This is a genomic window from Enterobacter sp. MGH119, from assembly GCF_001037675.1.
GTDB classification, from domain to species: Bacteria; Pseudomonadota; Gammaproteobacteria; order Enterobacterales; family Enterobacteriaceae; genus Enterobacter; species Enterobacter hormaechei_C.
The window spans coordinates 295,719-322,579 of record NZ_KQ089930.1 but is presented as its reverse complement, the minus strand read 5'-3'; the positions used below and the strand labels follow the sequence as shown (position 1 = coordinate 322,579).

Annotated in this window: 29 protein-coding genes; 13 read left to right on the top strand and 16 right to left on the bottom strand. The window is 53.7% G+C overall.

Annotation, left to right across the window (positions count from 1 at the left end; translation table 11 throughout):
• Positions 1-33: 33 nt before the first annotated feature.
• Complete coding sequence (locus SK53_RS12890; protein ID WP_003862868.1) at positions 34-423, bottom strand: YdeI family stress tolerance OB fold protein; 390 nt, start codon at positions 421-423, stop codon at positions 34-36.
• A gap of 139 nt (positions 424-562) precedes the next feature.
• Here SK53_RS12890 and SK53_RS12885 point away from each other — a divergent pair, with 139 nt between their 5' ends.
• The 4 genes from SK53_RS12885 to SK53_RS12870 are packed head-to-tail and all read left to right on the top strand — an operon-like array spanning position 563 to position 3,054.
• Positions 563-1,066: a hypothetical protein gene (locus SK53_RS12885; RefSeq protein WP_032660240.1), complete on the top strand. Its 504-nt coding sequence runs from the start codon at positions 563-565 to the stop codon at positions 1,064-1,066.
• A gap of 9 nt (positions 1,067-1,075) precedes the next feature.
• Entirely contained in the window at positions 1,076-1,522 is a 447-nt protein-coding gene (locus tag SK53_RS12880; RefSeq protein ID WP_006811854.1) for a DUF421 domain-containing protein, read from the top strand.
• A 10-nt stretch (positions 1,523-1,532) separates the two neighbouring features.
• Positions 1,533-2,051: a 2-oxo-tetronate isomerase gene (locus SK53_RS12875; protein ID WP_003862863.1), complete on the top strand. Its 519-nt coding sequence runs from the start codon at positions 1,533-1,535 to the stop codon at positions 2,049-2,051.
• A gap of 16 nt (positions 2,052-2,067) precedes the next feature.
• Positions 2,068-3,054 carry an SDR family oxidoreductase gene (locus SK53_RS12870; protein ID WP_048209571.1) on the top strand — a complete coding sequence of 329 codons (987 nt, stop codon included), beginning with the start codon at positions 2,068-2,070 and terminating at the stop codon, positions 3,052-3,054.
• Here the strand turns inward: SK53_RS12870 and SK53_RS12865 are convergent, their stop codons facing one another.
• From SK53_RS12865 to SK53_RS12835, 7 genes are all read right to left on the bottom strand, one after another.
• Positions 3,055-4,680 carry an alpha-amylase family protein gene (locus SK53_RS12865; RefSeq protein WP_048209569.1) on the bottom strand — a complete coding sequence of 542 codons (1,626 nt, stop codon included), beginning with the start codon at positions 4,678-4,680 and terminating at the stop codon, positions 3,055-3,057.
• Positions 4,681-4,688: 8 nt separating this feature from the next.
• Positions 4,689-5,699, bottom strand: coding sequence for a cytochrome d ubiquinol oxidase subunit II (gene cydB, locus SK53_RS12860; protein WP_015571779.1), 1,011 nt, complete (start codon positions 5,697-5,699; stop codon positions 4,689-4,691).
• Entirely contained in the window at positions 5,699-7,102 is a 1,404-nt protein-coding gene (locus SK53_RS12855) for a cytochrome ubiquinol oxidase subunit I (protein WP_048209567.1), read from the bottom strand. The genes cydB and SK53_RS12855 overlap by 1 nt, the downstream gene beginning before the upstream one ends.
• A 70-nt stretch (positions 7,103-7,172) precedes the next feature.
• Positions 7,173-8,045, bottom strand: a complete 873-nt coding sequence (locus SK53_RS12850; RefSeq protein WP_048209565.1) for a manganese catalase family protein — start codon at positions 8,043-8,045, stop codon at positions 7,173-7,175.
• Positions 8,046-8,062: 17 nt separating this feature from the next.
• The gene (locus SK53_RS12845; RefSeq protein ID WP_003862853.1) at positions 8,063-8,569 is read right to left on the bottom strand and encodes a ferritin-like domain-containing protein; all 507 of its coding nucleotides are present in this window, start codon (positions 8,567-8,569) and stop codon (positions 8,063-8,065) included.
• 62 nt (positions 8,570-8,631) lie between these two features.
• Complete coding sequence (locus SK53_RS12840) at positions 8,632-9,129, bottom strand: YciE/YciF ferroxidase family protein (protein WP_003862851.1); 498 nt, start codon at positions 9,127-9,129, stop codon at positions 8,632-8,634.
• A gap of 90 nt (positions 9,130-9,219) precedes the next feature.
• On the bottom strand, positions 9,220-9,408 hold the full coding sequence (locus SK53_RS12835; protein WP_022651794.1) for a con-10 family general stress protein: 189 nt from the start codon (positions 9,406-9,408) through the stop codon (positions 9,220-9,222).
• 453 nt (positions 9,409-9,861) lie between these two features.
• Between SK53_RS12835 and yjdI the strand changes: the two genes are divergently transcribed.
• Both yjdI and SK53_RS12825 read left to right on the top strand, forming a co-directional pair.
• Positions 9,862-10,092, top strand: a complete 231-nt coding sequence (gene yjdI, locus SK53_RS12830; RefSeq protein WP_048209563.1) for a 4Fe-4S mono-cluster protein YjdI — start codon at positions 9,862-9,864, stop codon at positions 10,090-10,092.
• Between the two features lie 10 nt (positions 10,093-10,102).
• On the top strand, positions 10,103-10,375 hold the full coding sequence (locus tag SK53_RS12825) for a GNAT family N-acetyltransferase (RefSeq protein WP_003862848.1): 273 nt from the start codon (positions 10,103-10,105) through the stop codon (positions 10,373-10,375).
• A 33-nt stretch (positions 10,376-10,408) separates the two neighbouring features.
• On the opposite strand, the gene SK53_RS12820 is transcribed toward SK53_RS12825, so the two are convergent.
• Both SK53_RS12820 and SK53_RS12815 read right to left on the bottom strand, forming a co-directional pair.
• The gene (locus SK53_RS12820; protein WP_003862847.1) at positions 10,409-11,638 is read right to left on the bottom strand and encodes an amino acid permease; all 1,230 of its coding nucleotides are present in this window, start codon (positions 11,636-11,638) and stop codon (positions 10,409-10,411) included.
• 115 nt (positions 11,639-11,753) lie between these two features.
• Positions 11,754-12,218 carry a multidrug/biocide efflux PACE transporter gene (locus SK53_RS12815; protein WP_022651793.1) on the bottom strand — a complete coding sequence of 155 codons (465 nt, stop codon included), beginning with the start codon at positions 12,216-12,218 and terminating at the stop codon, positions 11,754-11,756.
• A 101-nt stretch (positions 12,219-12,319) separates the two neighbouring features.
• On the opposite strand from SK53_RS12815, the gene SK53_RS12810 reads away from it, so the two are divergent.
• The 3 genes from SK53_RS12810 (at position 12,320) to SK53_RS12800 (ending at position 15,459) form a co-directional block, all read left to right on the top strand.
• Positions 12,320-13,186 (top strand): LysR family transcriptional regulator, encoded by an 867-nt coding sequence (locus SK53_RS12810; protein ID WP_003862845.1) that lies wholly within the window; start codon positions 12,320-12,322, stop codon positions 13,184-13,186.
• Positions 13,187-13,278: 92 nt separating this feature from the next.
• Positions 13,279-14,457: an acetyl-CoA C-acetyltransferase gene (locus tag SK53_RS12805; protein ID WP_003862843.1), complete on the top strand. Its 1,179-nt coding sequence runs from the start codon at positions 13,279-13,281 to the stop codon at positions 14,455-14,457.
• 318 nt (positions 14,458-14,775) lie between these two features.
• A complete protein-coding gene (locus SK53_RS12800; protein WP_048209561.1) occupies positions 14,776-15,459 on the top strand; it encodes an oligogalacturonate-specific porin KdgM family protein in 684 nt (227 codons plus the stop codon).
• A 187-nt stretch (positions 15,460-15,646) separates the two neighbouring features.
• Here SK53_RS12800 and SK53_RS12795 read toward each other — a convergent pair whose 3' ends face one another.
• Positions 15,647-16,822 (bottom strand): oligogalacturonate lyase family protein, encoded by a 1,176-nt coding sequence (locus SK53_RS12795; protein ID WP_023323699.1) that lies wholly within the window; start codon positions 16,820-16,822, stop codon positions 15,647-15,649.
• A gap of 300 nt (positions 16,823-17,122) precedes the next feature.
• Here SK53_RS12795 and kduI point away from each other — a divergent pair, with 300 nt between their 5' ends.
• The 3 genes from kduI (at position 17,123) to SK53_RS12780 (ending at position 20,512) form a co-directional block, all read left to right on the top strand.
• Positions 17,123-17,959, top strand: coding sequence for a 5-dehydro-4-deoxy-D-glucuronate isomerase (gene kduI / locus SK53_RS12790; protein ID WP_003862837.1), 837 nt, complete (start codon positions 17,123-17,125; stop codon positions 17,957-17,959).
• A 63-nt stretch (positions 17,960-18,022) separates the two neighbouring features.
• Positions 18,023-18,784 carry a 2-dehydro-3-deoxy-D-gluconate 5-dehydrogenase KduD gene (gene kduD, locus SK53_RS12785; protein ID WP_003862835.1) on the top strand — a complete coding sequence of 254 codons (762 nt, stop codon included), beginning with the start codon at positions 18,023-18,025 and terminating at the stop codon, positions 18,782-18,784.
• Positions 18,785-19,096: 312 nt separating this feature from the next.
• Positions 19,097-20,512, top strand: coding sequence for an arabinose-proton symporter AraE (locus SK53_RS12780; protein ID WP_045895010.1), 1,416 nt, complete (start codon positions 19,097-19,099; stop codon positions 20,510-20,512).
• Between the two features lie 40 nt (positions 20,513-20,552).
• Here SK53_RS12780 and SK53_RS12775 read toward each other — a convergent pair whose 3' ends face one another.
• From SK53_RS12775 to SK53_RS12760, 4 genes are read right to left on the bottom strand one after another with little or no spacing between them, the layout of a single operon-like run.
• Entirely contained in the window at positions 20,553-21,839 is a 1,287-nt protein-coding gene (locus SK53_RS12775) for an ABC transporter substrate-binding protein (RefSeq protein WP_003862832.1), read from the bottom strand.
• A gap of 13 nt (positions 21,840-21,852) precedes the next feature.
• Complete coding sequence (locus tag SK53_RS12770; protein WP_045332840.1) at positions 21,853-22,980, bottom strand: ABC transporter ATP-binding protein; 1,128 nt, start codon at positions 22,978-22,980, stop codon at positions 21,853-21,855.
• Positions 22,981-22,992: 12 nt separating this feature from the next.
• Positions 22,993-23,895, bottom strand: coding sequence for a carbohydrate ABC transporter permease (locus SK53_RS12765; RefSeq protein WP_003862827.1), 903 nt, complete (start codon positions 23,893-23,895; stop codon positions 22,993-22,995).
• Positions 23,888-24,778 carry a carbohydrate ABC transporter permease gene (locus SK53_RS12760; RefSeq protein WP_003862825.1) on the bottom strand — a complete coding sequence of 297 codons (891 nt, stop codon included), beginning with the start codon at positions 24,776-24,778 and terminating at the stop codon, positions 23,888-23,890. Before SK53_RS12760 ends, SK53_RS12765 begins: the two co-directional genes overlap by 8 nt.
• A 544-nt stretch (positions 24,779-25,322) precedes the next feature.
• Between SK53_RS12760 and wzz(fepE) the strand changes: the two genes are divergently transcribed.
• The gene (wzz(fepE), locus tag SK53_RS12755) at positions 25,323-26,459 is read left to right on the top strand and encodes an LPS O-antigen length regulator Wzz(fepE) (protein WP_023314779.1); all 1,137 of its coding nucleotides are present in this window, start codon (positions 25,323-25,325) and stop codon (positions 26,457-26,459) included.
• Between the two features lie 33 nt (positions 26,460-26,492).
• Here the strand turns inward: wzz(fepE) and SK53_RS12750 are convergent, their stop codons facing one another.
• Positions 26,493-26,816, bottom strand: coding sequence for a cupin domain-containing protein (locus tag SK53_RS12750; protein WP_003862821.1), 324 nt, complete (start codon positions 26,814-26,816; stop codon positions 26,493-26,495).
• Between the last annotated feature and the right edge of the window lie 45 nt (positions 26,817-26,861).

Below are 26,861 nucleotides of genomic sequence, written 5' to 3'. Positions count from 1 at the left end.
GATGGATAGTTACAGCGTTAACGCTTCGCTGAATTATTTTTGCAAGTGGCTGACCCGGACTACGGGTGGGGATGATTTTTTATCGAGCGAGCCGCTAATACTGATCATGTTGTCAGGTTCCACGGTTCTGTCGTCAAATACGGCTTTCGGGATAATAACGTCGATTTTCCCGGTTTTATCCTGGAATACGTATTTATCGCCATTGCCATCAATAAGATTGCCGCGCAGTGAAATAGAGGCGCCATCATGCATCTCTTTCGCCTGAGTAATGGTCATAATGCGCGCATCATCGGTACCACGATAACCGCTGTCCAACGCATGCGGCGGTGGCGGCGCGTCACCCTTTTGTAACCCGCCGTTATTATCTGCCCAGGCAGTAGGGATAATTAATATTAACAAAGCTGAAATCACTGATAATTTCATCTGATATCCTTCATTTTGGATGTCTTGACTTATTAAGTATTGTTGCTATTTCTTTATGTGGCAAATGTGATAAGTCTTAAAAGCATTTTCACAGAGAAATCAAAAATTTCGGCAATTAAGCGAAACGGTGACGACTGCCATGGAACCAAAAAATGAAAAAGTGCCTGGGATAAAAGAGAGTTATCGTTTACTGACGTTTGAGTACGCATTTCGTCAGGTGGGTTTTATTGTGCTGTTAGCTATTATCGTGGCGGCAATTGCCGGGCTGTTTTCAAGCGGTGTGGTCAGTGACGTGGAGAAAACAAACGATGCAAAATCCCTGACCCTGAGCTATGAGCGCTTCGGTCGCCGCCAGACCGAATCGCGGATGGCGCTGACGTTTCCGGTGACGTCTGAGGGGAAATATACCTTCAGCCTGACCAGCGAAAGCAGCGACGCGTATGAGCCCGGCAGCGTCTGGCCACAACCGGACAGCATGTACAGCCGGGGGAATACCCTGTTTCTCGTCTACGATCGTTTACAACAGACCGATAAATTTACCGTTCTATTATTCATCACGCCGTCAAAAGCAGGGAAGTGGACAAACATCATCCGCGTAAACAACGAGCCAGATATCCGTTTCTGGCAGTTTATTTACCCCTAGGAGTCGAATATGGACATGGTTTTTCGTGCCCTGGCAATTTACCTGTTTCTGGTCATTGTGTTTAAAGTTGCCGGGCGGCGCGCCCTGCTACAAATGACCAGTTTTGACCTTATTTTGCTCTTAATTATCAGTGAAGCGACACAGCAGGCGCTGCTTGGCGAAGATTTTTCCGTCACCGGTGCGATGATTACAATAACAACGCTGGTGGTGGTGGATATTATTTTTGGCCTCCTGAAAAAATATTTTTCCACTGTTGAGAATATTCTTGATGGCACGCCGGTGATATTGGTGGAGAACGGTGTCCCCCTTGCCGATAAACTGAAAAAGGTCGATGTATCCTGTGATGATATATTGGTATCAGCCCGCCAGAATCACGGTATTACAGAATTGAAGGAGATAAAATACGCTATTCTTGAGCGTAATGGTCATATTTCTATTATTCCTGACGAAAATTAAGGGCAACGCGATGAGCAATCTTATTCACGACAGTAACAGCACCATCAGCGAGCTGACGAAAAAGCTCGCCACTCAGCTTACGGACAGAGGTTTGCGGTTAACTACCGCAGAGTCCTGTACCGGCGGCAATCTTGCGGTTGCGCTTTGTGCCGAAGAGAACACGGCGGAATTTTATGACGTTGGCATGGTGGTGTTCAGCGATGCGGCGAAGGAGAGGATCCTCGGCGTGCGGCACGAAACCATTGAGCGCTTCACCGCCGTCAGTGAACAAACGGTGACCGAGATGGCCGCTAAAATTCGCGAAATTGCCGAGGCGGATATTGGCCTTGCCATCAGCGGCTATGCGGGACCGGAAGGCGGAGACGATGGCACCGCAGCCGGTACGGTCTGCTTCGGCTGGAATATTCGCGGACAGACGGAAACCCGCACCGTGCTGTTTTCCGGTGAATGTCAGGATGTGGTGGATAAAGCGGTGCGTTATTCCCTGTCTGAACTGATCGAAATACTCTCCGGCTGGGATAACGTCTGAAACAAGGGGAAAGGCTATGGCTGTCATCGTTATTACCGGCGGTACGGCGGGCGTGGGGAAGGCCACGGCGCTGCACTTTGCCAAAGCGGGCTACGATGTGGGCATCATTGCCCGCGATGAGCAGAGCCTGCGCTCCACAGAAGAGGAGTTGCGCCGTTTCGGGATCAATGCCTGTGCCGTTCAGGCCGACGTGGCGGACAGCAAGGCGGTGACCGATGCTGCTAACGAGATTGAATACCGGCTTGGAGCCATCGATGTGTGGGTGAATAACGCCATGGGCGGGATGCTGGCGCCGTTTCGCACCATGTCGCCTGAGGAGTTTCGCCGCGTCACCGAGGTGACCTATCTGGGCTATGTTAACGGTACCCGCGCCGCGCTGGAGTTAATGACCCCACGCGATCGCGGAACGATTATTCAGGTTGGCTCCGCGCTGGCCTACCGCTCCATTCCCTTGCAGTCAGCCTACTGCGGGGCGAAAGCCGCGATCCGCGGATTTACCGATGCCGTGCGCACCGAACTGATGCATGAAAACAGCCGGGTGCAGATCGCCATGGTACAGATGCCGGGCCTCAACACGCCGCAGTTCGAGTGGGCGAGAAATAAATTTGCCTGGGCGATGCGCCCGGTTCCTCCCGTGTTTCAGCCGGAAGTGGCTGCCAGCGCTATTTTTAAGGTGGCCCAGAAACCGGTGCGGGAACTGTGGGTGGGCAGCAGCACCGTCCAGTCGATTGTCGGGCAATTCCTTTTCCCCGGCTTTCTGGATCGGCTGATGGTTAAAAAGGCCTGGGAAGGGCAGATGACCGATACGCTAAATGCGGATGACCGTCAGGACTATCTGGATCAGCCGGTTAACGATCTGCATAAAATCCACGGGCACTTCACCGACGAAGCAAAAGAGCGCGCCACCACCGTTACCTCCGGCATGCCGGGGAAAGTGCTGCTCGGCTCCCTCGCCGTCACGGGTGCGATCGTGGCGTGTCTTCTGCTCTCGCGGAGACGATAATCAGCGCAGTGCGGTACGATCGGTCCAGAACCAGCGGTAGCCATAGCCGCTGAGGTTAAGCGCGACGGTTTTGCCGCACACCAGCGCGTCGTTGTAGCGTTTGTCCGCCAGGCAGGCGGTCCAGGTCGCATGCCGGATCCCTCTGGCAGTAAAATTAACGGGCTTATCGCTGAAGTTAACGAAGGTCAGAATGCTGCGCGTGTCGGTTTCGTAATAGATCCCCAGCACCGCATCGCTGTCGATATTAATAAGACGAAACGGCGCGACGCCGATCTCAGGGAACTCCGAGCGCGTATTGGCGATATCGATAATGCAGTGCAGGAGTGAGTTGCGGTGCAACAGCGAATCCGCCACGTTGATTTTTTGATAGCGGTACGGGCCGCGGTCAATCATCGGGGCGATAAAAGTTTCCGGGTCGGCGTCTGAGAAACCGCCGCCTTGCGATCCGGCCCACTGCATCGGGGTGCGTACGGCGTAACGCTCCTCCAGTTCCAAATCCTCTCCCATGCCAATCTCATCCCCGTAGCGCATGACCGGTACGCCCGGCAGCGAAAACAAGACCGCATGGCAAAAGGCCAGCCGCTTACGATCGCCATTAAGCATCGGCGCCAGACGGCGGCGGATCCCTCGCTGATACACGCTCATCTCTTCGTCAGGGGCAAAGGCATCAATGACGGTCTGCTTCGCTTTATTTCCTATCCCTTCCAGATCCAGCTCATCATGATTGCGCAGCCAGTTGGCGAAGCAGCAGGAGTCCGGCGGCACAATCATCTTCTTCACCGCGTTGTGCAGCGGTCGTGCGCTTTTCTCCGCAAGGCTGACGTAGAAGTACTTATTGAGCCAGAAATTCAGCACCAGGTTGAGCCGGTCGTTCTGACCAAAATAATCTTTGTAGGCCTCGACCTCCACGTCGACTTCGCCGAGCAGGATTGCATCCGGGTTACGCTGCTCGATAAGACGGCGCAGATGCTCCAGGATCCACAGGCCGCGTTTTTCATCCCCACGTCCGGCCTGTTTTGTCAGGTGCGACGCCGCATCCAGGCGAAAGCCCGACACCCCGAGCTTTAGCCAGAAGATGATGATGTTCTCAACCTCCTTCAGCACCGCAGGGGAGGCCAGATTGAGATCCGGCTCGTGGTGATAAAACATATGCCGATAGTATTGCCCCGCCTCGTCGTCCCATGCCCAGATACTCTTCTCCACGCCGGGGAACATCGGCGGCGTATCGTCGTCGTCCGTGTCGGACCACAGGTAATAGTCACGATAGGGTGATTGAGGGTTGCGGCGGGCCTGTTGAAACCAGGGATGCGCATCCGAGGTATGCTGGATCAGCAGCTCAATAATGACCTGCATCCCCAGCTCCCGCGCCTGTTCAATAAAGGCGATGATATCGTTGAGCTTGCCGAAGCGGGGATCGACCTGCAAATGGTCGCTCACGTCATAGCCTTCATCGAGAAAAGGCGTGAGGTAAAACGGAGTGATCCAGATAACCGTCGCGCCCATCCGGCGGATGTAGCGTAGCTTCGCGGCGATCCCGGCGATGTCGCCACAGCCATCGCCGTTCAGATCGTAAAACAGGGCAGTATCTATCTGGTAAATAATGGCGCGTGTATGCCAGCCTGCCATAGTAATCCTTAGTGATAACCTTCGGTATCAGACACTTTGCCCCGGAAGACGTAATAGCTCCAGGCGGTATAAACCAGGATCACCGGGATGATTAACAGCGTGCCGATCAGCATAAACAGCTGGCTGGCAGGCGGCGCGGCGGCTTCCCACAGGGTGATGTGCGGCGGAATTATGTGTGGCCACAGGCTGATGCCCAGGCCGCTAAAGCCGAGGAAGATCAGGCCCAGCGTTAACAGGAACGGACGGGCATGGCTGTCGGGATTACGCGTCAGCCGCCAGATCCACAGGCTGAATACCGCCACCAGAACCGGAACCGGCAGGAACCAGAAGAAGTTAGGCAGAGTAAACCAGCGCTCGGCGACAAACTGCCAGCCGAGCGGGGTCCAGATACTTACCACCGCAATGACGGCAATCAGCGCCAGCAGAACGTGGCGGGTCAGCTCGCGCATCCGGTTTTGCAGCGCGCCTTCGCTTTTCATGATCAGCCACGTGGTGGCCAGCAGGGTATAGGCGACAATTAAGCCCAGCCCGCAGAACAGGTTAAACGGGGTGAACCAGTCCAGCGAGGAGCCCACAAAGCGACGCCCTTCCACGTCAAAGCCGTTGATCATCGCGCCAACCACGATCCCCTGGCTGAAGGTTGCAAGTAGGGAACCGCCAGCAAAAGAATAGTCCCAGAATTTGCGGTGGGAAGGGGTCGCCTTAAAGCGAAACTCAAATGCCACGCCGCGGAAAATAAGCCCGATCAGCATGGCCGTCAGCGGGATGGTCAGGGCATCGATTATTACCGCGTAGGCCAGCGGAAACGCGCCGAACAACCCTGCGCCGCCGAGAACCAGCCAGGTTTCATTTCCGTCCCAGACCGGGGCGACGCTGTTCACCATCACGTCGCGCTCTTTGGCATCACCCACAAAGCTGAACAGCATGCCGATACCGAGATCGAAACCGTCCATGATGATGTACATCAGCGTGGCGAAGACAATAATGGCAAACCAGATGACCGGGATATCGACGCCCATCAGATCTTCTCCTCTTCCGGAACAGACTCGGCGGCGGACAGCGGACGGGCAGGGGTGCCCGATGTATTAGACGTTAGCGTGCCCACAGGCTGCGGACCTTTTTTAATCAACCGGGCGAGATACACATATCCCACGCCAAATACCGAACAGTAGACCACGATAAAGGCCAGCAGGCTGATGCTCATCTGCAACGTGCTGTGCAGAGACACCGCATCTATCGTGCGCAGATAGCCGTAAACGACCCACGGCTGGCGGCCCACTTCGGTGGTGACCCACCCGGCGAGCAGCGCGAGTAATCCGGCAGGCCCCATACAGAGGGCAAACCAGTGGAATGGCCGTGAGTGATAGAGTCGACGGCGATAGCGCAGCCAGACGCTCAGTATGCCAAGGGTAATCATCAGCAGCCCCATGCCGACCATAATGCGGAAAGACCAGAAGACGATGAGCGAGTTAGGGCGGTCCTCTTTCGGGAAATCCTTCAGCGCCGGGACCTGTTTATCCAGGCTGTGCGTCAGGATCAGGCTGCCGAGCGCGGGAATTTCAAGCCCGTATTTGGTGCGTTCCTCTTCCATATCCGGTACGCCAAACAACAGCAGCGGGGTGGCCTCGCCGGGCGGGTTTTCCCAGTGGCCTTCAATCGCGGCGATTTTGGCAGGCTGGTGCTCAAGCGTATTCAGCCCGTGCATATCCCCAACCACGGCCTGAATGGGCGCGACCAGCAGCGCCATCCACATGGCCATGGAGAACATCTTGCGGATCGCGGGCGTATCGTTACCGCGCAGCAGATGCCATGCCCCGGACGCGCCCACAAACAAGGCGCTGCACAGGAAGGCGGCGATGGACATATGGATCAGTCGGTAAGGGAATGAGGGGTTAAAGATAATGGCCAGCCAGTCTTCGGGAATGACCTGACCGTTCTGAATACTGAAGCCCTGCGGGGTGTGCATCCAGCTGTTAGAGGCGAGGATCCAGAAGGTGGACATCAGCGTGCCCAGCGCCACCATGCAGGTGGCAAAGAAGTGCAGGCCGGGGCCAACCTTGTTCCAGCCGAACAGCATCACGCCTAAGAAACCGGCTTCCAGGAAGAAGGCGGTTAAGACTTCATAGGTGAGCAAAGGGCCGGTTATGCTGCCCGCGAACTGGGAAAAGCCGCTCCAGTTAGTCCCAAACTGGTAAGCCATCACCAGCCCGGAAACCACGCCCATACCAAAGTTGACGGCGAAAATTTTTAGCCAGAAATGGTATAGCGAGCGCCAGACATCATTTTTTGTGCGAAGCCACATGCCTTCGAGAACCACCAGATAGCTCGCAAGCCCGATGGTGATCGCCGGGAAGAGAATATGAAAAGAGACGGTAAAGGCGAACTGTATCCTGGCCAGATGAAACGCATCAAGCTCGAACATGCTCCGTACCTCTGGAACTGATAGCGCACAAGGCATTGCCAGACAGCCTCAGGCTGCCTGGCAAAACCGGTTACGGTTTTTTCTTACCTGCGCCAAGCTCGGCACCGGTAAGCGGATCGGCGTTAGGGTCGGATTTCGTACGTGCGCACATCGCTTTGACCAGCGTTTCCTGCTCTGTCGTGAGCGTTACGCTTGCGCCGCCGTCACCGCCATCGACCGCGGGCTGAGGAGATTCCACGTACTCGAAGTGCTTATCGCTGTTCCAGCTGCCGCGAACTTCTCCCCCCTCAGACATATTGTAGTACTTATTAGTGTACTCTTCGATTGGCGGCAATTTACCCGGTGGGAAATTGTTACGGATCGACTGGAGCGCCTTCTCAAACGAGAGCTGGTGTGCTGCCTCACGCGTCATTAAAAACGCCAGCGCATCTTTAACACCCGGATCGTCCGTTACGTTAATAAGCCGTTCGTAGATAATTTTGGCGCGCGCCTCGGCCGCAATGTTAGAGCGCAGATCGGCGGTGGGCTCGCCAATAGTATCCACATACGCCGCCGTCCATGGTACGCCCCCGGAGTTGGTCAGTGGAGTACCACCGCCGTAGAGCAGGGAGGTGATATGACTGTCGTTGCCGTTCTCGGTCATGGAGCGGTACAATTCCGCTTCATTTTCAACGCCTTCCGCCAGTTCACCTTTCGCACCCTTATTCAGCATACCCACCAGGGTGCCGATGATTTCCAGGTGACTTAATTCCTCGGTCGCGATATCCATCAGCATATCTTTACGACCGGGATCGTCGTCGCTCAATCCTTGCGTAAAGTAACGACATGCCGCGGCAAGTTCGCCCTGTGGCCCGCCAAACTGCTCAAGCAGAAGATTGGCCAGTCCCGGATTCGGTTCGGCTACGCGTACCGTGTATTGCAGCTGTTTTACGTGTCGAAACATAGTTTCTCCCTCTTTCGTTATTTTTTCGCTTCAACACCGTCCGCATCGGAGCGCAGCAGGAACTGTTCCGTCGTCTGTGGAATATGCTGGAGCAGCCAGTCAGCCATCTGGCGCTCTTCTTCCAGAATGGACTCAATGGCAGGAATGGAGGCGGTATCGCCCGCTTGTTTGGCCGCAGCCAGCAGAGAGGTGTAGCAGGCAATTTCAAACTGCTCAAAAACGTAGCCGCTGATGGAGCCTTTAACAATTTCGTCGGAAGGGAACATGCCGCCAATGGACTGGCCGAGCGCCGCCATTTTGCTCATGGAATCTTTTATGACCGAACGGGAAATATCATTGCGGTCGAGAATTTCTTCCAGCACGGTAATTTGGTGTTTAGTCTCATTAACGTGTTGTTCAATTCGTGCACGTAAGTCGGGATAATTATCAATACGGCTGGCCATAGATTCCAGCATGGATTCGGCTTGCTTTTCCATCGCATGGGCATCGCGTAGCCAATCATGGTAGTGTTCTACATGATTCATAATTAACTCCTGTGATTTATTATCTGGTTAATTTTTGTTGCTGATGCTCATCAAATTAATATTTATCCTTTCTGGGCTTTTTGATTAATATTGCCGACAGCCAGATCGGTTAATTTGAGATCGGTTTCTTTTTCTTCTTCCAGCGTTTCGGCAAGAAGTTTAACGGCTTTTTTATAGCCTAATTGTTCAGCCAGGGTGGCCAGGGTGCCGTAGCTGGCAATCTCGTAATGCTCGACTTTTTGTGCTGCGGCAATTAATGCAGCGTCACGCACTTCATTTTTTTCAGTGCTCTCAATAACTTCGTTGGCTTCTTCAATTAAGCCTTCCATCGCAACGCATTTCATGCGCTTCAGTTTGAGGCCGGATTCCTGCTCAATAATCTGATCGATACGCTCGATTTGTCCCTGAGTCTCTTCGAGGTGGGCCGTGAACGCGGCACTCAACTTCTCGCTGGATGCGGCGCGAGCTAACTTGCTTAGAGCGCGGGTCAGCTGCTTCTCAGCGCTGTAGGTGTCGGATAACAGGTGAATAAATACATCTTCAACAGTTTTCATATTCATATTTTCGCTCCAGTGAAATAAAGGGAAGGTACTGCGAGCCGACGGGCCCGCAGCATGCTCTCGGTATATTTATAAGAGCTTTAAATAAGATCAGGAGTTATCAGATTTACGGCCTCCGCCGTGACTGTTCTGGCCCCCTTTCTTACCCGCTTCAGATGCGCGTTGCGGATCGTTTTTGAAATTACCGCCGCTGTGCTGGCCGCCTTTACGTCCAGCTTCTGATGCCTTTTCACGGTCTTCAGCGAAATTACCGGAACCACCACGATGTTGCTCTGCCATATATCAACCCTCATGTTGCGTTTATGTCAGGAGATACGATAAGTAATTCGTATCAGTTGTCGTTCAGGAATTAACATTAGTCGTTATGTGAGAAGAGTCAAATTTCATGTCTGGGTTGTTTTGCGGTAGTTTTGCAGGTGTTCAGGAAATACCGCTTCGTTACGAACTTTAAAAACGGACGGTAAATCCACTGGTTAGGGAGAAATAAATCTGGATGTTGGGAGTTCGCTTAGCTAATAATCCTAATGTGAACGTGGCGTGAATTATTACAAGAGTTGACACAACGCAAAAATATATCGTCGCAACGGGTGCTTCTGTATTCGGAATAATCTTAAGTGTCTGGCGAAATAACGTGTTGAAAAGAGGGTGGCCAAACCTCGTTTTTGACGTGGTCAGGCGGATCGGCTGAGGGTATGCTTCTTTTGTCACCACAATAATTACAGAGGCAATATCATGGGTCAGGAGCTACTGGATGCGGGGTACCGGGCCTACACCGGTGAGAAAATTGATGTTTACTTCAATACCGGGATCTGCAAACACTCGGGCAACTGCGTGCGCGGCAGCGCGGCGCTGTTCGACCTGAAGCGTAAACCATGGATCGCGCCGGATGAAGTAGATGCAGAAACGGTTGTGCGCGTAATTGATACCTGCCCGAGCGGTGCGCTGAAGTACCGCCAAAAATAAGTGAGGAACCATGGAAATTCTTGAAGGCCATAACAAGTTTTACGTCAACGACGCCGAAGGCAATCAGGTAGCGGAGATTGTCTTTGTCCCAACCGGCGAGCATCTGAGCATCATTGAGCACACCGATGTAGATCCAAGCCTGAAAGGGCAGGGTGTGGGTAAACAGCTGGTGGCGAAGGTGGTAGAGAAGATGCGCGGGGAGAACCGTAAAATTATCCCGCTGTGTCCGTTTGCGAAGCATGAGTTTGATAATACGCGGGAGTATGACGATATTCGGGCGTAAAACAGATGCCCGGCATTGCGCCGGGCAGCACACTCAACCGACAAACATCACCGACACACACAGCACACCCACAATCAGCGTCAGCAGGTTACCGATGGAGCGGTACGGTTTTAACGACGGGATCAGGTACGTCGACAGCGTCGGCATGATGAACAGGATCATGGCGATAAGCGGACCGCTGATGGCGTAAATCATCGAGATCGCATTCGGGTTGATGCAGCAGACCGCAAAGGTAATCAGCGACACGCCGAGAATCGAAACCGCGCGGTTAAAGGCGCGACTTTTTTTCACACCCACCTGATTCAGAGACGATTTCACAATTTCCGTTGCCCCTTCAATCACGCCAAAATAGGTGCCGAGGAACGATTTCGACATCGCTATAATTGCCACGATAATGCCGGAAATGCCCAGCCATGCCGGGGACGAAGGCATCATCGACAGCGCGGACAGGATCGTCACCCCTTCCTCTTTTGCCGCCACGATATACGACGGTGGAATCGAAAGCAGGCAGCTGAACACAAAGAACAGCACGCTGAGGCAGATGATCAGATACGCCACTTTCATGATTTTTTTGCATTTACCCATCGCCTCTTCACCGTATTTCTCGCGACGGTCCACGGCGAAAGTCGAGATGATCGGAGTATGGCTAAAAGCGAAAACCATCACCGGGATCGAAATCCACACCTGGTGCAACGTATGCTGGTCGAAGGCCATCTGGCTCGTCAGAAGCGACGGCTGCCAGCTGCCCGTCAGATACAGCGAGACAAACAGGAAATAGGCGATCAGCGGAAAAACAAGGAAACCCATCACCTTAATGGTGATGTGCCGCCCCATCAGGAAGATCAGATTCAGAATCAGCACCACGCCAAAACTCACCAGCATCCGCATGCCGGTATCCACCGTCATCCGTTTCGCCAGCTGTTCAGTGAGTGAGTTAGTTATCGCCACCGCGTAAATCAGAACCACCACAAAGAAAGCCACAAAATAGAGCGTGGTAATGAGGTTGCCGATCTTTTTGCCGTAGTAATGGGAAACGGCACCAGTGATCCCTTCGTTGCCTTTCGTCTTCGACGACAGAATAAATTGCGCCAGCGCTTTATGCGGCCAGTAGGTTAAGGGATACGCCACAAGGGCGGTGATCAGCAGGACAATCGCGCCAGCAGAGCCGAGCTGAATGGGCAAGAACAGGGTTCCTGCGCCCACGGCAGTGCCGTAGAGGGCGAAACTCCAGAGAGTCTCTTCTTTTGACCAAATTTTCGACATTAGAGCAACGTATCAACTATAAAACGAACAAAAAGGAGTGCAATTTACCATAATTATGCGTTGAGGTCGCCGTTGCTTCGCAGGGGTGGGCCGGAGCAGGTCTCCGGCCGGAAGGTTATTCGCTTGCCAGGGCGCGGCGTTGCTGGCGGCGCTTGATGATTTTCTCCCGCAGGGTGTCGTACGCCCAATTGTAGAGCATGGTGTACGGCAGGAAGAACAGGAAGAAACCAATTTCCAGCGTAAAGGCCTGGAGCAGCGTCACGCCCAGCACGGCGGCAACGATGGTTACGCCAATCACAATAAAACCGCATTCAAAACCCAGCGCATGCAGGGCGCGCACTTTCGCCGTGCGCTTCACCCGCTGGACGGGCCAGAAACGGTCGAAGCCAAAGTTATAGATAATGTTCCAGAGCATTGCCGTGGTCGCCAGAATTATGGTGAGACCCCCCATTTCAACCACCGAGCGCTGCATTAGCCACGCGGCCGTCGGGGCGAGGATCGCCGTAGCAATGCCTTCAAAACAGACGGCATGGAAGATCCGCTCCGGCAATTTACGTTGGAGTGCATCCTGATGTTGCATATTTACCTCATATTGACGCCAGTATGGGCGTTGATGCGGTCTATTCTTATCGTTTAAGGTGATATATAAAAGATGGTATCCATCGATAAAGTAGATACATCATGCGTTATTCTCCCGAAGCACTGACCGCGTTTGTTGAAACTGTCGCCGCAGGTTCGTTTTCTGCTGCGGCACGGCGGCTGCGTAAAAGCCAGTCCACCATCAGCACCTCCATCGCCAACCTTGAAGCTGACCTTGGCTTTGAGCTGTTCGATCGCTCGGCGCGTCACCCGGTGTTGACCGCCCAGGGTGAACAGGTGCTGGGCTATGTCCAGTCGATACTCGCCGCCAGCGCGCGCCTGGATGAGCTGGCCGTATCTTTAACCGCGCAAACGGAGGCGCGTTTTACCTTTGTTCTCTCCGATACGCTTAACCCGGCCGTGCTGGAACAGATGATGAGCCAGTTCGACCAGCGTTTTCCGCACACGGAATTTGAGTGCCTGATTGGTGAAGAGGAGGACGTGATCGATCTGCTGCAAAAGGAGCGGGCGCAAATTGGCCTGACGGAAGCGCGCGACAGCTACCCGACCGATATTGGCGCGACCCGTCTGCCTATGCAGACAAGGATGGCTATTTACGTTTCTGCCGGACATCCTCTGGCAGGGCAACATGAGACGCAGGCGGACGAGCTGCATGGCTGGCGCGAGCTGCGGCTGAGTACCTATCTTGAACGGGAAGCGCCCCTTGCGCGCGGGCCGGTCTGGTCTGCGCCGAATTACCTGTTACTGCTGAGTATGGCGGTACAGGGCTTTGGCTGGTGCGCGTTACCCTGCGCGCTGGTCGACGAATTTGCCGCGTCGAAATCGCTGGTGCAGCTGAACGTGCCGGGCTGGCCGAGGTCGATTGCCATCGATCTGGTATGGAACAAACGAACCCCGCCCGGCGTCGCCGGAAGCTGGCTGCGCCAGTACTTGCAGGACGCACGATAATCCTGTGACTAAACTCACTAATTTTAAACATTTGCGTCAATTGTTGATAACAATCCTCTACTATCGTCATGTCATTTTGCACAGAGGTCGTGATGAAAGATGTCGTTATAGTGGGTGCGTTACGTACGGCTATCGGCTGTTTTCAGGGAGCGCTTGCGCGTCACTCTGCGGTTGATCTCGGCAGCGTGGTGGTAAGAGCGCTGGTGGAACGCAGCGGGATTGCCGCACATGAAATTGATGAGGTGATCCTTGGCCAGGTGCTGACCGCTGGCGCGGGACAAAACCCTGCGCGCCAGGCAGCGCTGAAGGGGGGCCTGCCCAATACCGTTTCGGCAATTACCATCAACGACGTCTGTGGTTCAGGTTTGAAAGCGCTCCATCTTGCGACGCAGGCCATCCAGTGCGGTGAAGCGGACGTGGTTATTGCCGGCGGGCAGGAGAATATGAGCCGCGCCCCGCACGTCCTGACCGACAGCCGGACCGGCGCGCAGCTCGGGAACAGTCAGCTGCTTGACAGTCTGGTTCACGACGGGCTGTGGGACGCCTTCAACGACTACCATATGGGCGTAACGGCGGAAAACCTGGCGCGGGAATACGGTATCAGCCGCGAGCTTCAGGATGCATATGCCCTCAGCTCACAACAAAAAGCGCGTGCAGCGATCGACTCCGGGCGTTTTCGCGATGAAATTGTCCCGGTCAGTACCCAGCGCCAGAACGGCGAAGCGCTCATCGTCGATACCGACGAGCAGCCGCGCACCGATGCCAGCGCAGAAGGGCTGGCAAAACTCGATCCGGCCTTTGAAACGCTCGGTTCTGTAACGGCAGGCAACGCCTCATCCATTAACGACGGTGCGGCGGCGGTGATGATGATGAGTGAAAGCAAAGCCCAGGAGCTGGCGCTGCCGGTGCTGGCGCGCATCAAAGCGTTTGCCAGCGTGGGTGTTGATCCTGCGTTAATGGGGATCGCCCCGGTCTATGCCACGCGCCGCTGCCTGGAGCGGGCGGGCTGGGAACTGAGCGATGTGGATCTGATTGAGGTCAACGAAGCCTTTGCTGCACAGGCGATCTCGGTCGGGAAAATGCTGGAATGGGATCCGCTGCGGGTCAACGTCAACGGCGGTGCAATTGCGCTGGGTCATCCCATTGGCGCCTCCGGCTGCCGCATTCTGGTGTCGCTGGTCCACGAAATGAAAAAGCGTAACGCCCGAAAAGGGATCGCAACGCTCTGTATTGGCGGAGGGCAGGGGGTGGCCCTGGCTATCGAACGGTAGTTTCCCCTCTCTGTGCACAGAAAACCTCCCACGGGAGGTTTTTTTGTGTCCGCAGAATCCTTTTTTAACACTTCTGCGTTCTTTCTGAAGCCCGCAATAATTATTGCGCGGTTAATTATTTGCTTTGTGAAGTGCTTAATGTGATCTTCCCCCTGAAATTTACGGTTAATGCCCTTTTTTTGTTGATGGGGTTCACGTCGATCTTTGCCAAAAAAAATGAAACAAATAATTTCGATCCTTGTCACTAAAATAACGGTGCATAAAAAATAAACTCAAGTTTCATAAAAACGAAACGTTATTTTAATTGAGGGTTTTTTCATGTTTAAGAAATCTCTGCTCCTTGCTTCCCTTATTAGTGCCTCTTTTGCGGCTAGTGCCGTTACCGTCGATCTGCGTCACGAATATATTGACAGCGGCTCGAATGCCGACCGTGTTGCCGTCTCGCACCGCTTTGATAATGGCTTCGGTTTTTCAGTCGAGGCGAAGTGGAAATCAGGCGGGGACAAGGCAGATCAGCCATTCGCGGATGTAGTGGGGAACGGTCACGAAGATCAGATTAGCTGGCGCTGGAAAGCGACAGACAATATCGCCCTGACCCCTGCGTTTACGATTGAAAGCACAGACAGTCGCACCATTTATAAACCGAATCTGCATGTGCAATATAGCTTCGATAATGGCTTCTACGTGGCTGCGCGTTACCGTTACGAATATACTCGCTACCCGTCAAGCTCAAATAAGGACGATGATAAAGTTAACCGAGGCGATGCGTGGGTCGGTTGGGTATTAGGTCACTGGCGTACCGAGCTGAACTATGTTTACGCGAAAAGTTCTGAAGGCGTGGCCCGAAATAATAATAAAGATTATTCCAACGAATATAACGCCAAACTGGCCTACAAATGGGATAAAAACTGGGCACCGTATGTGGAGGTGGGGAACGTGGGGGTTAAAGACACGGACGAACGCCAGACCCGTTTCCGTTTAGGTGTGGCGTACTCCTTCTGATAATTCAGTTCCTTCGCTAAAAACCGCCGGGTGGCGCTAACGCTTACCCGGCCTACACATTCTTTCCAATCCATTTTTTCGTAGGCCGGGTAAGCGAAGCGCCACCCGGCAAAAAGCGCCGCGCAATCACCCAAAAAAAAGCCCTCCGAATCGGAGGGCAAGGCCAGTTACAGAAACACTAACTCATTCAGGCATGCAACATTTCAGGTTGCTCGGGGAGTTTCGCGATATAGAGAGCCGGTTTGCCGTCTTTATCGGAACTGTACAGCACCGCTTTTTCGTCGGGCGTGAAGGACGGATGCGGGTGGGTTACCTGGCGGCTGTTCGCCACCGTAGCCCATGAGGTGTCATGACGGGCGATGCGGTAATAAGCTTTCTTCGCCACGTCAAAGGCATACAGATAAGGATCGTTATCAATGGTGTAGCCGCCGGTGTCTTTCACGTCAACAGGCGTACCGGAACCGTCGCCAACCAGCATGCTGCCGTCAACGTTGCTCATCAGATGCGAACAGGCGGGCATGTTCATTACCGCTTCATTCACGCCGGTGTCCGGGTTGAAGCGGGAGATGGTACGCCCTTGCTGACCTTTCAGATAAGAGACGTAGATCAGCGCGGACCCGTCCGGCACCCAAAATTCATGTGTACAGCTTTCACCTTCCGCGTGCGTTTTCACTTTCCGCACGTTGCTGCCATCTTCGTTGATCAGCCACATGCGGGCGTCGACCAGGTCGTGCGGCCCTTCATGACAGAAGGCCACGGTATTGTCATCGAACGGGCGATAAATCGGATGTCCCAGCCAGATCTTCTCGTCATGAATGGTGGTGCTTTCACCCGTTTTCAGATCAACGCGCAGCAGGCGGCAGTGCGGCCCTTTGTGGAAGAAGTCGTGGAAAATTTTCCAGTCGTTGAGTGGCGTCCAGTCACGTCTGGCAATCTCAATACCCACCAGTTTGGTGCAGTCGCTGTTCGCGACCCAGGTGCCGTAGCCGACCCACTCTTCCGGAACGCGGTACACTTCGCGCTCTGCCAGCGTCTGTAAATCCACCTCCAGCAGGGTGCGATCGTTCTTCACATAGTAGAGGGATTTATCGTCCGGAGAGAGGAACCCGCCAAAGGTATTATCGCCCGCGCCTTCGGTCAACTGTACCGCTTCGGCGTTTTTCAGATCCAACAGGTAATAGTTCCAGTGACCGTCGAACTCCCCGGCGAACAGCAGGTGGCTGCCATCGTTAAAGAAGCACTTCTGGTAAAAGTAGTTGCGATGACAGGTTACTTCCGGTGGGGTCAGGCGGGTGACTTCCACGCCTGTATCCGGATCGCGGCTGACCTCATAGTTCAGCTTGACCCGCATACCTTTAGCCATAATGCACTCCTTTGAACGCGTAATGTAGGTTGAAAACTAGGTGATAAATTATCAAAACGTTGTTTCATTATGTGTGACTGACAGCGCACTTTCTCATTTTCATTAACCAGATTGAGGGTCTTAAAGATTTATCGTGATCGAAACACCATTTCTGGCATAAACAGGCAGGAAAAATGAAACGTTGTTTTAAATGCAATTGAAAACCCCGTTGTCAGGGGATAATATGTGTTCATCACTAAAACGGAACGTTGTTTCGTTATTTATCTTTGCCTTCGGGCACGATCAATTCTGGAGGTTTACGTGGACGTCAGACAAAGCATCCACAGTGCGCACGCTAAAATGCTGGATACTCAGGGGCTGCGCAGTGAGTTTTTAGTTGAGCAAGTGTTCGAAGCCGACAAGTACACCATGGTCTACAGCCATATTGACCGCATTATTGTGGGCGGGATTATGCCGGTGGCGAAAACCGTCTCCGTGGGCGGTGAAGTGGGCAAACAGCTGGGCGTGAGCTACTTCCTCGAACGCCGTGAACTGGGCGTGATTAACATCGGCGGGCCGGGCACCATTACCGTCGATGGCCAGTGCTACGAAATTGGTCACCGCGACGCGCTGTACGTCGGCAAAGGCGCGAAAGAGGTGGTGTTCGCCAGCATTGATGCCAGCAAACCGGCGAAGTTTTACTACAACTGCGCCCCGGCTCATACGACTTACCCAACCAAAAAAGTCACGCCAGCGGACGTTGCCCCGGTGACCCTTGGCGATAACCTCACCAGCAACCGTCGCACCATCAACAAATACTTTGTTCCGGATGTGCTGGAAACCTGCCAGCTCAGCATGGGGCTGACCGAGCTTGCGCCGGGCAACCTGTGGAACACCATGCCGTGCCATACCCACGAGCGCCGCATGGAAGTCTACTTCTATTTCAACATGGATGAAGACGCCTGCGTGTTCCACATGATGGGACAGCCGCAGGAGACGCGCCATATCGTTATGCACAACGAGCAGGCAGTCATTTCGCCGAGCTGGTCCATCCACTCTGGCGTGGGAACGAAAGCCTATACCTTTATCTGGGGGATGGTCGGTGAAAACCAGGTCTTTGATGACATGGACCACGTCGCTGTTAAGGATCTGCGCTAGTCGCAGGCAGTTAAGCATACATCTGCCTGTTGCTGACAGGCGCTGAACGATTAAGGAACAAACATGATTCTGGATGCATTTTCTCTGCAAGGTAAAGTGGCTGTGGTTTCCGGTTGTGACACCGGGCTGGGGCAGGGTATGGCGTTAGGTCTGGCGGAAGCGGGCTGCGATATCGTCGGGATTAACATCGTTGAGCCAACGGAAACCATCGAGCGCGTCACCGCGCTGGGCCGCCGTTTCCTGAGCCTGACCGCGGACCTGCGCAAAATCGATGCGATCCCTGAGCTGCTGGATCGCGCGGTGGCGGAGTTTGGGCATATCGATATTCTGGTCAACAACGCCGGCCTGATCCGTCGTGAAGACGCGATTAACTTCAGCGAAACGGACTGGGACGACGTGATGAATCTGAACATCAAGAGCGTGTTCTTTATGTCCCAGGCGGCTGCGAAGCACTTCATTGCTCAGGGGAAAGGTGGCAAGATCATTAATATTGCCTCCATGCTCTCTTTCCAGGGCGGCATCCGCGTGCCGTCTTACACCGCATCGAAGAGTGCCGTGATGGGCGTGACCCGTCTGCTGGCGAACGAGTGGGCGCAGCACAACATCAACGTCAACGCGATTGCGCCGGGCTACATGGCCACCAACAATACCCAGCAGCTGCGTGCGGATGAAGAGCGCAGCGCGGCAATCCTGGAGCGTATTCCAGCGGGTCGCTGGGGTCTGCCGAGCGATCTGATGGGCCCGGTTGTATTCCTGGCGTCCCCGGCTTCGGACTACATTAACGGCTACACCGTTGCCGTAGACGGCGGCTGGCTGGCACGTTAAGTCAGCCCGAATAAAGAACCTCTGCCCTCGGGTAGAGGTTTTTTTTGCGCCAAAATTGGCTTTATCCATATCCTTAAAGATGAAAAATCCATACTGAAATGGAATGAATGACGGGTGTCACACATTTATTGCTTAAATATTAACTAATTAATCAAAAATAAGGTTAAACCATCCTGATTTGAAACTGTAATGTCCATCACAGATCGGTGTGTCGTAGCGAAATAATCCATATCTTCACCATTTCCGGCCTGACACTTTCTTCCGGTATCTCGTAATTTCACTTAACGAATTTCGCTGTTGAGGCAGGAAACTATGACATCTGTAAATGACTCTACCATTATGCCCGCTGCGCTGCGCGATACCCGACGCATGAACCAGTTTGTTTCTGTTGCGGCCGCCGTAGCCGGTTTACTGTTTGGTCTGGATATCGGCGTTATCGCGGGCGCACTGCCCTTTATTACCGACCACTTTACGTTAAGCAACCGCCTGCAAGAGTGGGTGGTGAGCAGCATGATGCTGGGTGCGGCCATCGGCGCACTGTTTAACGGCTGGCTGTCGTTCCGTCTCGGGCGCAAATACAGCCTGATGGTCGGGGCGATCCTGTTTGTTGCTGGCTCTCTTGGTTCGGCGTTTGCCACCAACGTTGAAGTGTTGCTGCTTTCCCGCGTGCTGCTGGGCGTGGCGGTAGGTATCGCGTCCTACACCGCGCCGCTTTACCTCTCCGAAATGGCGAGCGAAAACGTGCGCGGGAAGATGATCAGCATGTACCAGCTGATGGTGACGCTCGGTATCGTGCTGGCGTTCCTGTCGGATACGTACTTCAGCTACAGCGGCAACTGGCGGGCAATGCTTGGCGTGCTGGCGCTGCCTGCGGTGCTGCTGATTGTGTTAGTCATTTTCCTGCCGAACAGCCCGCGCTGGCTGGCGCAAAAAGGGCGTCACGTGGAGGCGGAAGAGGTGCTGCGCATGCTGCGCGACACGTCTGAAAAAGCGCGTGAAGAGCTGAACGAAATCCGCGAAAGCCTGAAGCTGAAGCAGGGCGGCTGGTCCCTGTTTAAGGCGAACCGCAACGTGCGCCGCGCGGTGTTCCTCGGCATGCTGTTACAGGCGATGCAGCAGTTCACGGGGATGAACATCATCATGTATTACGCCCCACGCATCTTTAAAATGGCTGGTTTTACCACCACCGAACAGCAGATGATCGCCACGCTGGTGGTGGGGCTGACCTTTATGTTCGCCACCTTTATCGCGGTGTTCACCGTCGATAAGGCCGGACGTAAACCGGCCCTGAAAATTGGCTTTAGCGTAATGGCGCTCGGCACCTTGATCCTTGGTTACTGCCTGATGCAGTTCGATAACGGCACGGCGTCAAGCGGCCTCTCCTGGCTCTCCGTTGGCATGACCATGATGTGCATCGCCGGTTACGCGATGAGCGCCGCACCGGTGGTGTGGATCCTGTGCTCTGAAATTCAGCCGCTGAAATGCCGCGACTTTGGTATCACCTGTTCCACCACCACCAACTGGGTGTCGAATATGATCATTGGCGCGACCTTCCTGACGCTGCTGGATGCGATTGGCGCGGCAGGCACCTTCTGGCTCTATACGGTGCTGAACGTGGCGTTTATCGGCGTGACATTCTGGCTGATCCCGGAAACCAAAGGCGTGACCCTGGAGCATATTGAACGCAAGCTGATGAAAGGGGAGAAACTACGTAATATCGGCGTGTAATGTCATTGCCGGGTAAGCGAAGCGCCACCCGGCTTTGTTTTTACCGCATCGCACGTCTCAAAATACGCTCCGCCTGACGCTGGAAGTCAGCGGCCGTCTCTTCCACGGTTTTCTGCCCGTAGTCGATATACTGCAAAGAAGTACCGAACTGCGCCACAATCTGTGGGTCGTCAAAGTATGGCGAGACGGTGAGTTTCGCCGGCAGCGACTGCGCCAGACGCAGGCCTGCCACGGAAGGATCGTCCTCTTTAATGGTGCCGTCTTCGGTCAGATACTGCACCGCTACTTTGCTCAGCGGTACGCCACGCTCAAGACCCAGCGTATCGACCCCTTCTTTGCTGTTGAGCAGGAAATTAATCAGCTTCGCTGCCGCCTCCGGGTTTTTGGTCGTCTTACCAATCGACAGCATCTGCGCCGGTTTGAAGAACAGACCTGCGTCGGTGGCGCCCGGCAGCATTGGGTAGTTGCCCAGCTCCAGTTTCGCCGGTGGCTTCAGGTTGTCGGAATATTTGTTGATGGTGGAGTTCCACATGTAGGTGCCGCCCCATTCACCCTGGATCCACGGCTTCATTTCATACATGTTGCTCTTACCGAACGAGGCATAGTATTTGGTGTCCGGCATGACGTGGCTGTCGATCAGCTTTTTGTAGGTCTGGAAAAACTCTACCCACTGTTCCTTTGTGTAGCTGAACTTTTTGGTTTTCTCATCCACCGCAGGAATGTTGTACTTCTGGATCATGTACGAATTCAGCAGCGCCAGCGTATCCTGATGCTCCAGGATCACCGGATAGTATTGCTTGCCGAGCTTGCTCTCGAAGGTTTTACCGGCCGCCATCAGCTCGTCCCAGGTTTTCGGGTACGCAATACCCGCTTTTTTCCAGGTTTCGTCATTGAAGTAGAACACGCGCGCCGTCACCGAGATCGGAATGCCGTTCAGCTTGCCGTCCACGGTGGTGGTTTGCAGCTCTTTGGGATCGAACTGCGACAGGTCAATCACGTCCTTCATCTTGTTCAGATCGTAGAAGCCGTCACCGGTTTTCGAGAAGATCGGCAGCCAGTTCCAGTTCGTCTGCATTACGTCCGGCTCGGTGCCGCCCGCAATCTGGGTGGTCAGACGGGAGAGGTGACCATCCCAGCCGGTGTATTCCGCTTTCACGTTGATGTCCGGGTTCTGCTTATGGAACTCTTCCAGCGCTTTCAGGGTGACCTGGTGACGGCCGTTGCCGCCCCACCAGGACATCCGTAAATCCACATTCTGCGCCATCGATGGCAAAGCGGTAAGACCCAGGGTCGCGGAGATTGCTGCGCTTAAAAGCACTTTTTTCATTTTTATCACTCCATCAGAGAGAGAGGTTCTGTTCAGTTTTTGCGTCAAAAATATGACACTTGTTCATCTCAAACGTGAAATACACCTTACGATGAAGCCCCTTATCAATCATTGGTTTAGCTTCATCGGACGGGATTCGGGCGGTCAGTTCGTAGTCCGCGACCTTCAGGTACACAAAGAATTCGTGGCCCATGTTCTCAACGCGCACCATCTCCCCGCTACAGCCGCCGTTCGGGAAGGGCTCATCAGAGAGCGACACAAATTCCGGACGCACGCCGTAGTAAATCTCCTGACCCGCGTAGGCCGCGACTTTCTCCTGCTTCTCCGCGTTCAGCGGCATGGTTTCATCGCCAATGGCGATGTGCAGCTGGCCCGCTTTTTCGACCAGCACGCTTTTACGTATATTCATCTCCGGCGCGCCGATAAAGCCCGCCACGAACATGTTCCTCGGCTTGTGGTAGAGGTTGTCCGGCGTATCCACCTGCATGATATGGCCGAGCTTCATCACGCAGATGCGGTCGCCCATGGTCATCGCTTCGGTCTGGTCGTGTGTCACGTAAACGGTGGTCGCCGGTTTTCCGGATTTCTTCAGCTGCTTGTGCAGGTCGGAAATACGAATACGCATCGAAGCGCGCAGTTTGGCGTCGAGGTTTGAAAGCGGCTCATCGAACAGGAATACATCCGGTTTTTTCACAATCGCACGGCCTACCGCCACGCGCTGCGCCTGGCCGCCGGAAAGCTGGCGCGGCAGGCGGTCGAGCAGCTCTTCCAGTTCAAGAATTTTGGCAGCTTCATTCACCTGAGACTCAATCTGATCTTTCGGCAGTTTGCTCAGCTTGAGACCAAAGGCCAGATTCTCGCGCACCGTCATGTGCGGATAGAGGGCATAGTTCTGGAACACCATTGCAATGCCGCGCTCTTTCGGCGCGAGGTTGTTCACGATCTTGTCGCCAATGCGCACCTCGCCGCCGCTGATGGTTTCGAGCCCCGCCAGCATGCGCAGGGTCGTGGATTTGGCGCAGCCGGATGGGCCGACGATCACCATGAATTCCCCTTCAGCAATTTTAAGATCGATAGCGTGTACCGCTTTAAAGCCGTTGGAGTAGACCTTTTCCAGCTTGTTGAAAATAACTTCAGCCATGGTATTTCCCTCTTAACCTTTAATTCCGCTGCTGGTGACGCCCTGTACGAAGTAGCGCTGTGCCAGGAAGAAGACAATGATGGATGGCAGAATGGAGATGCTCGCCATTGCCAGAATTTCGTTCCACGGCGCGCCTTCGGTGACATCGATGGACATTTTCAGCGCCAGTGCGATGGGGTATTTATCCACGCTGTAGACGTAAATCAGCGGCCCGATAAAGTCGTTCATGGACCACATGAACTGGAACAGGGCGACGGAGATAATGGCCGGTTTCAGGATCGGCACTACCACGTACCACAGCACCTGAATGGAGTTACAGCCGTCAATCTGCGCCGCCTCTTCCATGTCACGCGGGACGCCGCGCAGGAACTGGATCAGCATGAAGACGAAGAACCCCTGAGTGGCGAAGGCCAGCGGCAGGTACAGCGGCATATAGCTGTTGAGCATGCCCATTTCACGGAACATCAGGTACTGCGGGATCAGCAGCACGGTGCTGGGCAGCAGCATGGTGGTGATGAGCGTGGCGAACCAGAACTTCTTCCACGGGATCTCGAAGCGGGCAAAGCCGTACGCCACGATGGTGGAGGAGATAATGGTCAGGATCACTTTCGGGATCACATACTTAAAGGTGTTCAGCATGTAATGGCCGAAGTTGTACTCGGTGCCGGTTTTCCAGCCGTTTACGAAACCATCCCAGGTGGCGTGGGCAGGCCACAGGCTCAATGTGGTGAAGATCTCGTGGTTCGGTTTGAACGACGCGGAGAACATCCACACCAGCGGGTAAAGCATCAGCAGGCCGACAACCAGCAGAATCACATAGCGAACGGAGGCGTTGATTTTCTCTCTGCGCAGCGTGCGGGCCACTTCGCGTTCGGCGACGCTTCTTGCCGTGGAGAGTTGTTGAATATCAGCCATTTTTGCCTCCTTTATCGGCGGAGTAGAACACCCAGTATTTCGACGACTTAAAGGCGATACCGGCGAAGACGGCCACCACCAGGAACAGGATCCACGCCAGCGCCGCGCCATAGCCCATATCGAAATACTTAAAGGCGGTGTCGTAGATGTAGAGCGAGAACAGATAGGTCGAATAGGTTGGCCCGCCGCCGGTAATCACGTACGGCCCGGTAAATTCCTGGAACGCCTGCGTGGTCTGCATGATGAAGTTGAAGAAGATCACCGGCGTAATCAGTGGCACGGTCACCTTCATGAACATCTGCCATTTCGATGCGCCATCGATCATTGCCGCTTCATACTGGGACTGCGGTACGTTTTGCAGCGCGGCCAGGAAGATGACCATCGCGGAACCGAACTGCCAGACGCGCAGCAGGGTAACGGACATCAGCGCCAGCGACGGCTCGCCCAGCCAGTTCACCGGATCAAAGCCAAAAACGCCGATAAAGCTGTTCAGCAGGCCATCGATGGCAAATAAGGCGCGCCACAATACGGCAATGGCGACGGAGCTGCCGAGGATCGACGGAATATAGTAGGCCGTTCGGAAAAAGCCGATGCCGCGTAATTTAAAGTTCAGGACAAAGGCAATTCCTAATGCAAAGGCGAGCTTTAGCGGGATGGTTAAAAATACATAGGCAAAGGTCACGCCCATGGATTTCCAGAAGAGCGTGTCTTCGGTAAACATGTAGCGATAGTTTTCGATGCCGTTAAACACCGGCGGACTCATCAAATCGTAATCCGTAAAGCTGAGGAAAAACGATGAGACGAAGGGGAATGCCGTAAAGAGTATCAGCCCGATGATATAGGGTGATATCCATGCGAGCCCCAGCAGCTTGTTTTCATTCATACATACCTACCTGGCAATCAATGGTTTAATACGAAATCTGCTTTGTTACATTTTCCCAGGCCTGCGATGCGCGGCATGGGAGCTGAAATTCAGGGTGCAACGTCTGGCAACGGCAAAACCTACGTTTGTTTTTTAACGCTTTTTTGTCTTTCGTCGTGGTGTAAGCGCTTCGGGTTTCAAAAGAGCTGAACCGGTGTTCTTGGATACTAAAACATCGTTTTATTTTATATTATTGCGATTTATTTCTGCGTCATTCGCTTAATGGTGGAAATGTGATCAGCGTCGAAACGCTGTTTCAATATAGTGAGGGAGGTGGCATTTTTGACTTTCCACGGACGTTCGCCGCGGCCCATGAGGAAGAGATAATGAAGCAAAAGGGGAGCAGGAATAACAATAGTCACGCAGCGTGGCTAACTACCAGATCTGATAGCAGGTCTACAGATGTACCAATTCGTCATTCAGATAATTCTTACATTCTTGTATGATTTGTTACACCGGAACCAGTCAGGCAGAATTTCACTGCATCCTTAAAAGAAGAACAGTTATGTCAGCGATGGATTTCAAAAAACATACGGATCTCAATTTTCCTCACTATGCTCCCCCGGCGGTCAGCGCTAAAGAAATAGATCTTCTGGGTCTGCTGGACGTCCTGCTGGCAGCAAAAAAACGCATCATCACCATTGTCTTTGCATTTGCACTGGTCGGCCTGGCAATCGCCTTTCTGATACCGCAAAAATGGACCAGTAAAGCGGTCATTACGCCCGCGGAACAGACGCAGTGGAGTTCGCTGCGCCAGATGATGGTGGCGCTCCAGGTGCTTGATGTCGACGTGAAAATTACCCGTGCGGATGTGTTTAATCTGTTTATCAAAAAGTTTCAGTCCCAGTCTCTGCTTGAAGAGTACATGAAGAGCTCACCTTACGTGATGGCTCAGCTCGATGGCGCTGAGGTTGACCCGCTGGAGCTGCACCGCGCGGTGGTCAATATTGCCGAAAAGATGAAGGCTGTTGATAACACGCAGGAAAAAAATGCCGATAAAGCACCATACCTCTCCTGGACGTTAAGCTTCACAGCCCCAACGGCAGAGGATGCGCAGAAAGTGTTGAATGGTTACATTCAGTACATCTCCCGCATCGTCGAGCAGGAGACCATGCAAAACATTCGCGATCAGCTGATCCTGAGAACCAAAACGGTTCAGCAGCAGCTGGAGTTGGATCGGGTCCGTCTGACCAATATCCACAATACCAACCTGCAACGCCTGAACTACTCGCTGGAAGTGGCGAACGCGGCTGGGATCAAAAAGCCGGTTTACAGCAATGGACAGGCGGTGAAAGACGATCCGGATTATTCCGTCGCCCTCGGTGCGGACGGGATTGCGCAGAAATTGCAGATTGAAAAAAATCTCAAGGACGTTTCTGAGCTGAACGCCGATTTCCAGAACCGCGAATACTATCTGGCACAGCTGCAAAAACTCTCCTTCGAAGATGTGAGCCTGGAGCCGTTCAAATACCAGCTTTCACCTTCTATGCCGGTGAAAAAAGATGGCCCGGGCAAAGCCCTCATCGTGCTGCTGGCGTGTATTCTGGGTGGACTGTTCGCCTGTGGCAGCGTGCTGCTGCGCGAGGCTATGAGCACCCGCAACCCGCTGCCGGAACAACTTCCTGAGCCGGTAACGGAATAACATCAAAAAAGGCGCTCAACTGAGCGCCTTTTTTTATTTCAGGAAATCTTCGCGTACCGGCGTAAAGGTATCCAGCAGGGTGCCGGGTTTCAGGCAAACGCAGCCGTGCATCACGTGCGGCGCTTTATAGAGGGTGTCGCCCGCGGTCACCACATGCTTCTCCTCGCCAATGGTGAACTCAAATTCCCCCGAGAGAACGTAGGTGAGTTGCTCATGCGGGTGGTTATGCATCGGGCCAATCGCGCCTTCCTCGAAATTCACTTCCACCGCCATCATCCTGCCGTCGTGCGCCAGAATACGACGCGTCACGCCGTTGCCCAGATCCTCAAGCGTGGTCTCTTTATGGAAAATAAACATATTTTCGCCCTGTTATGTAATGAAACATTGTTTCAATTAACTTAT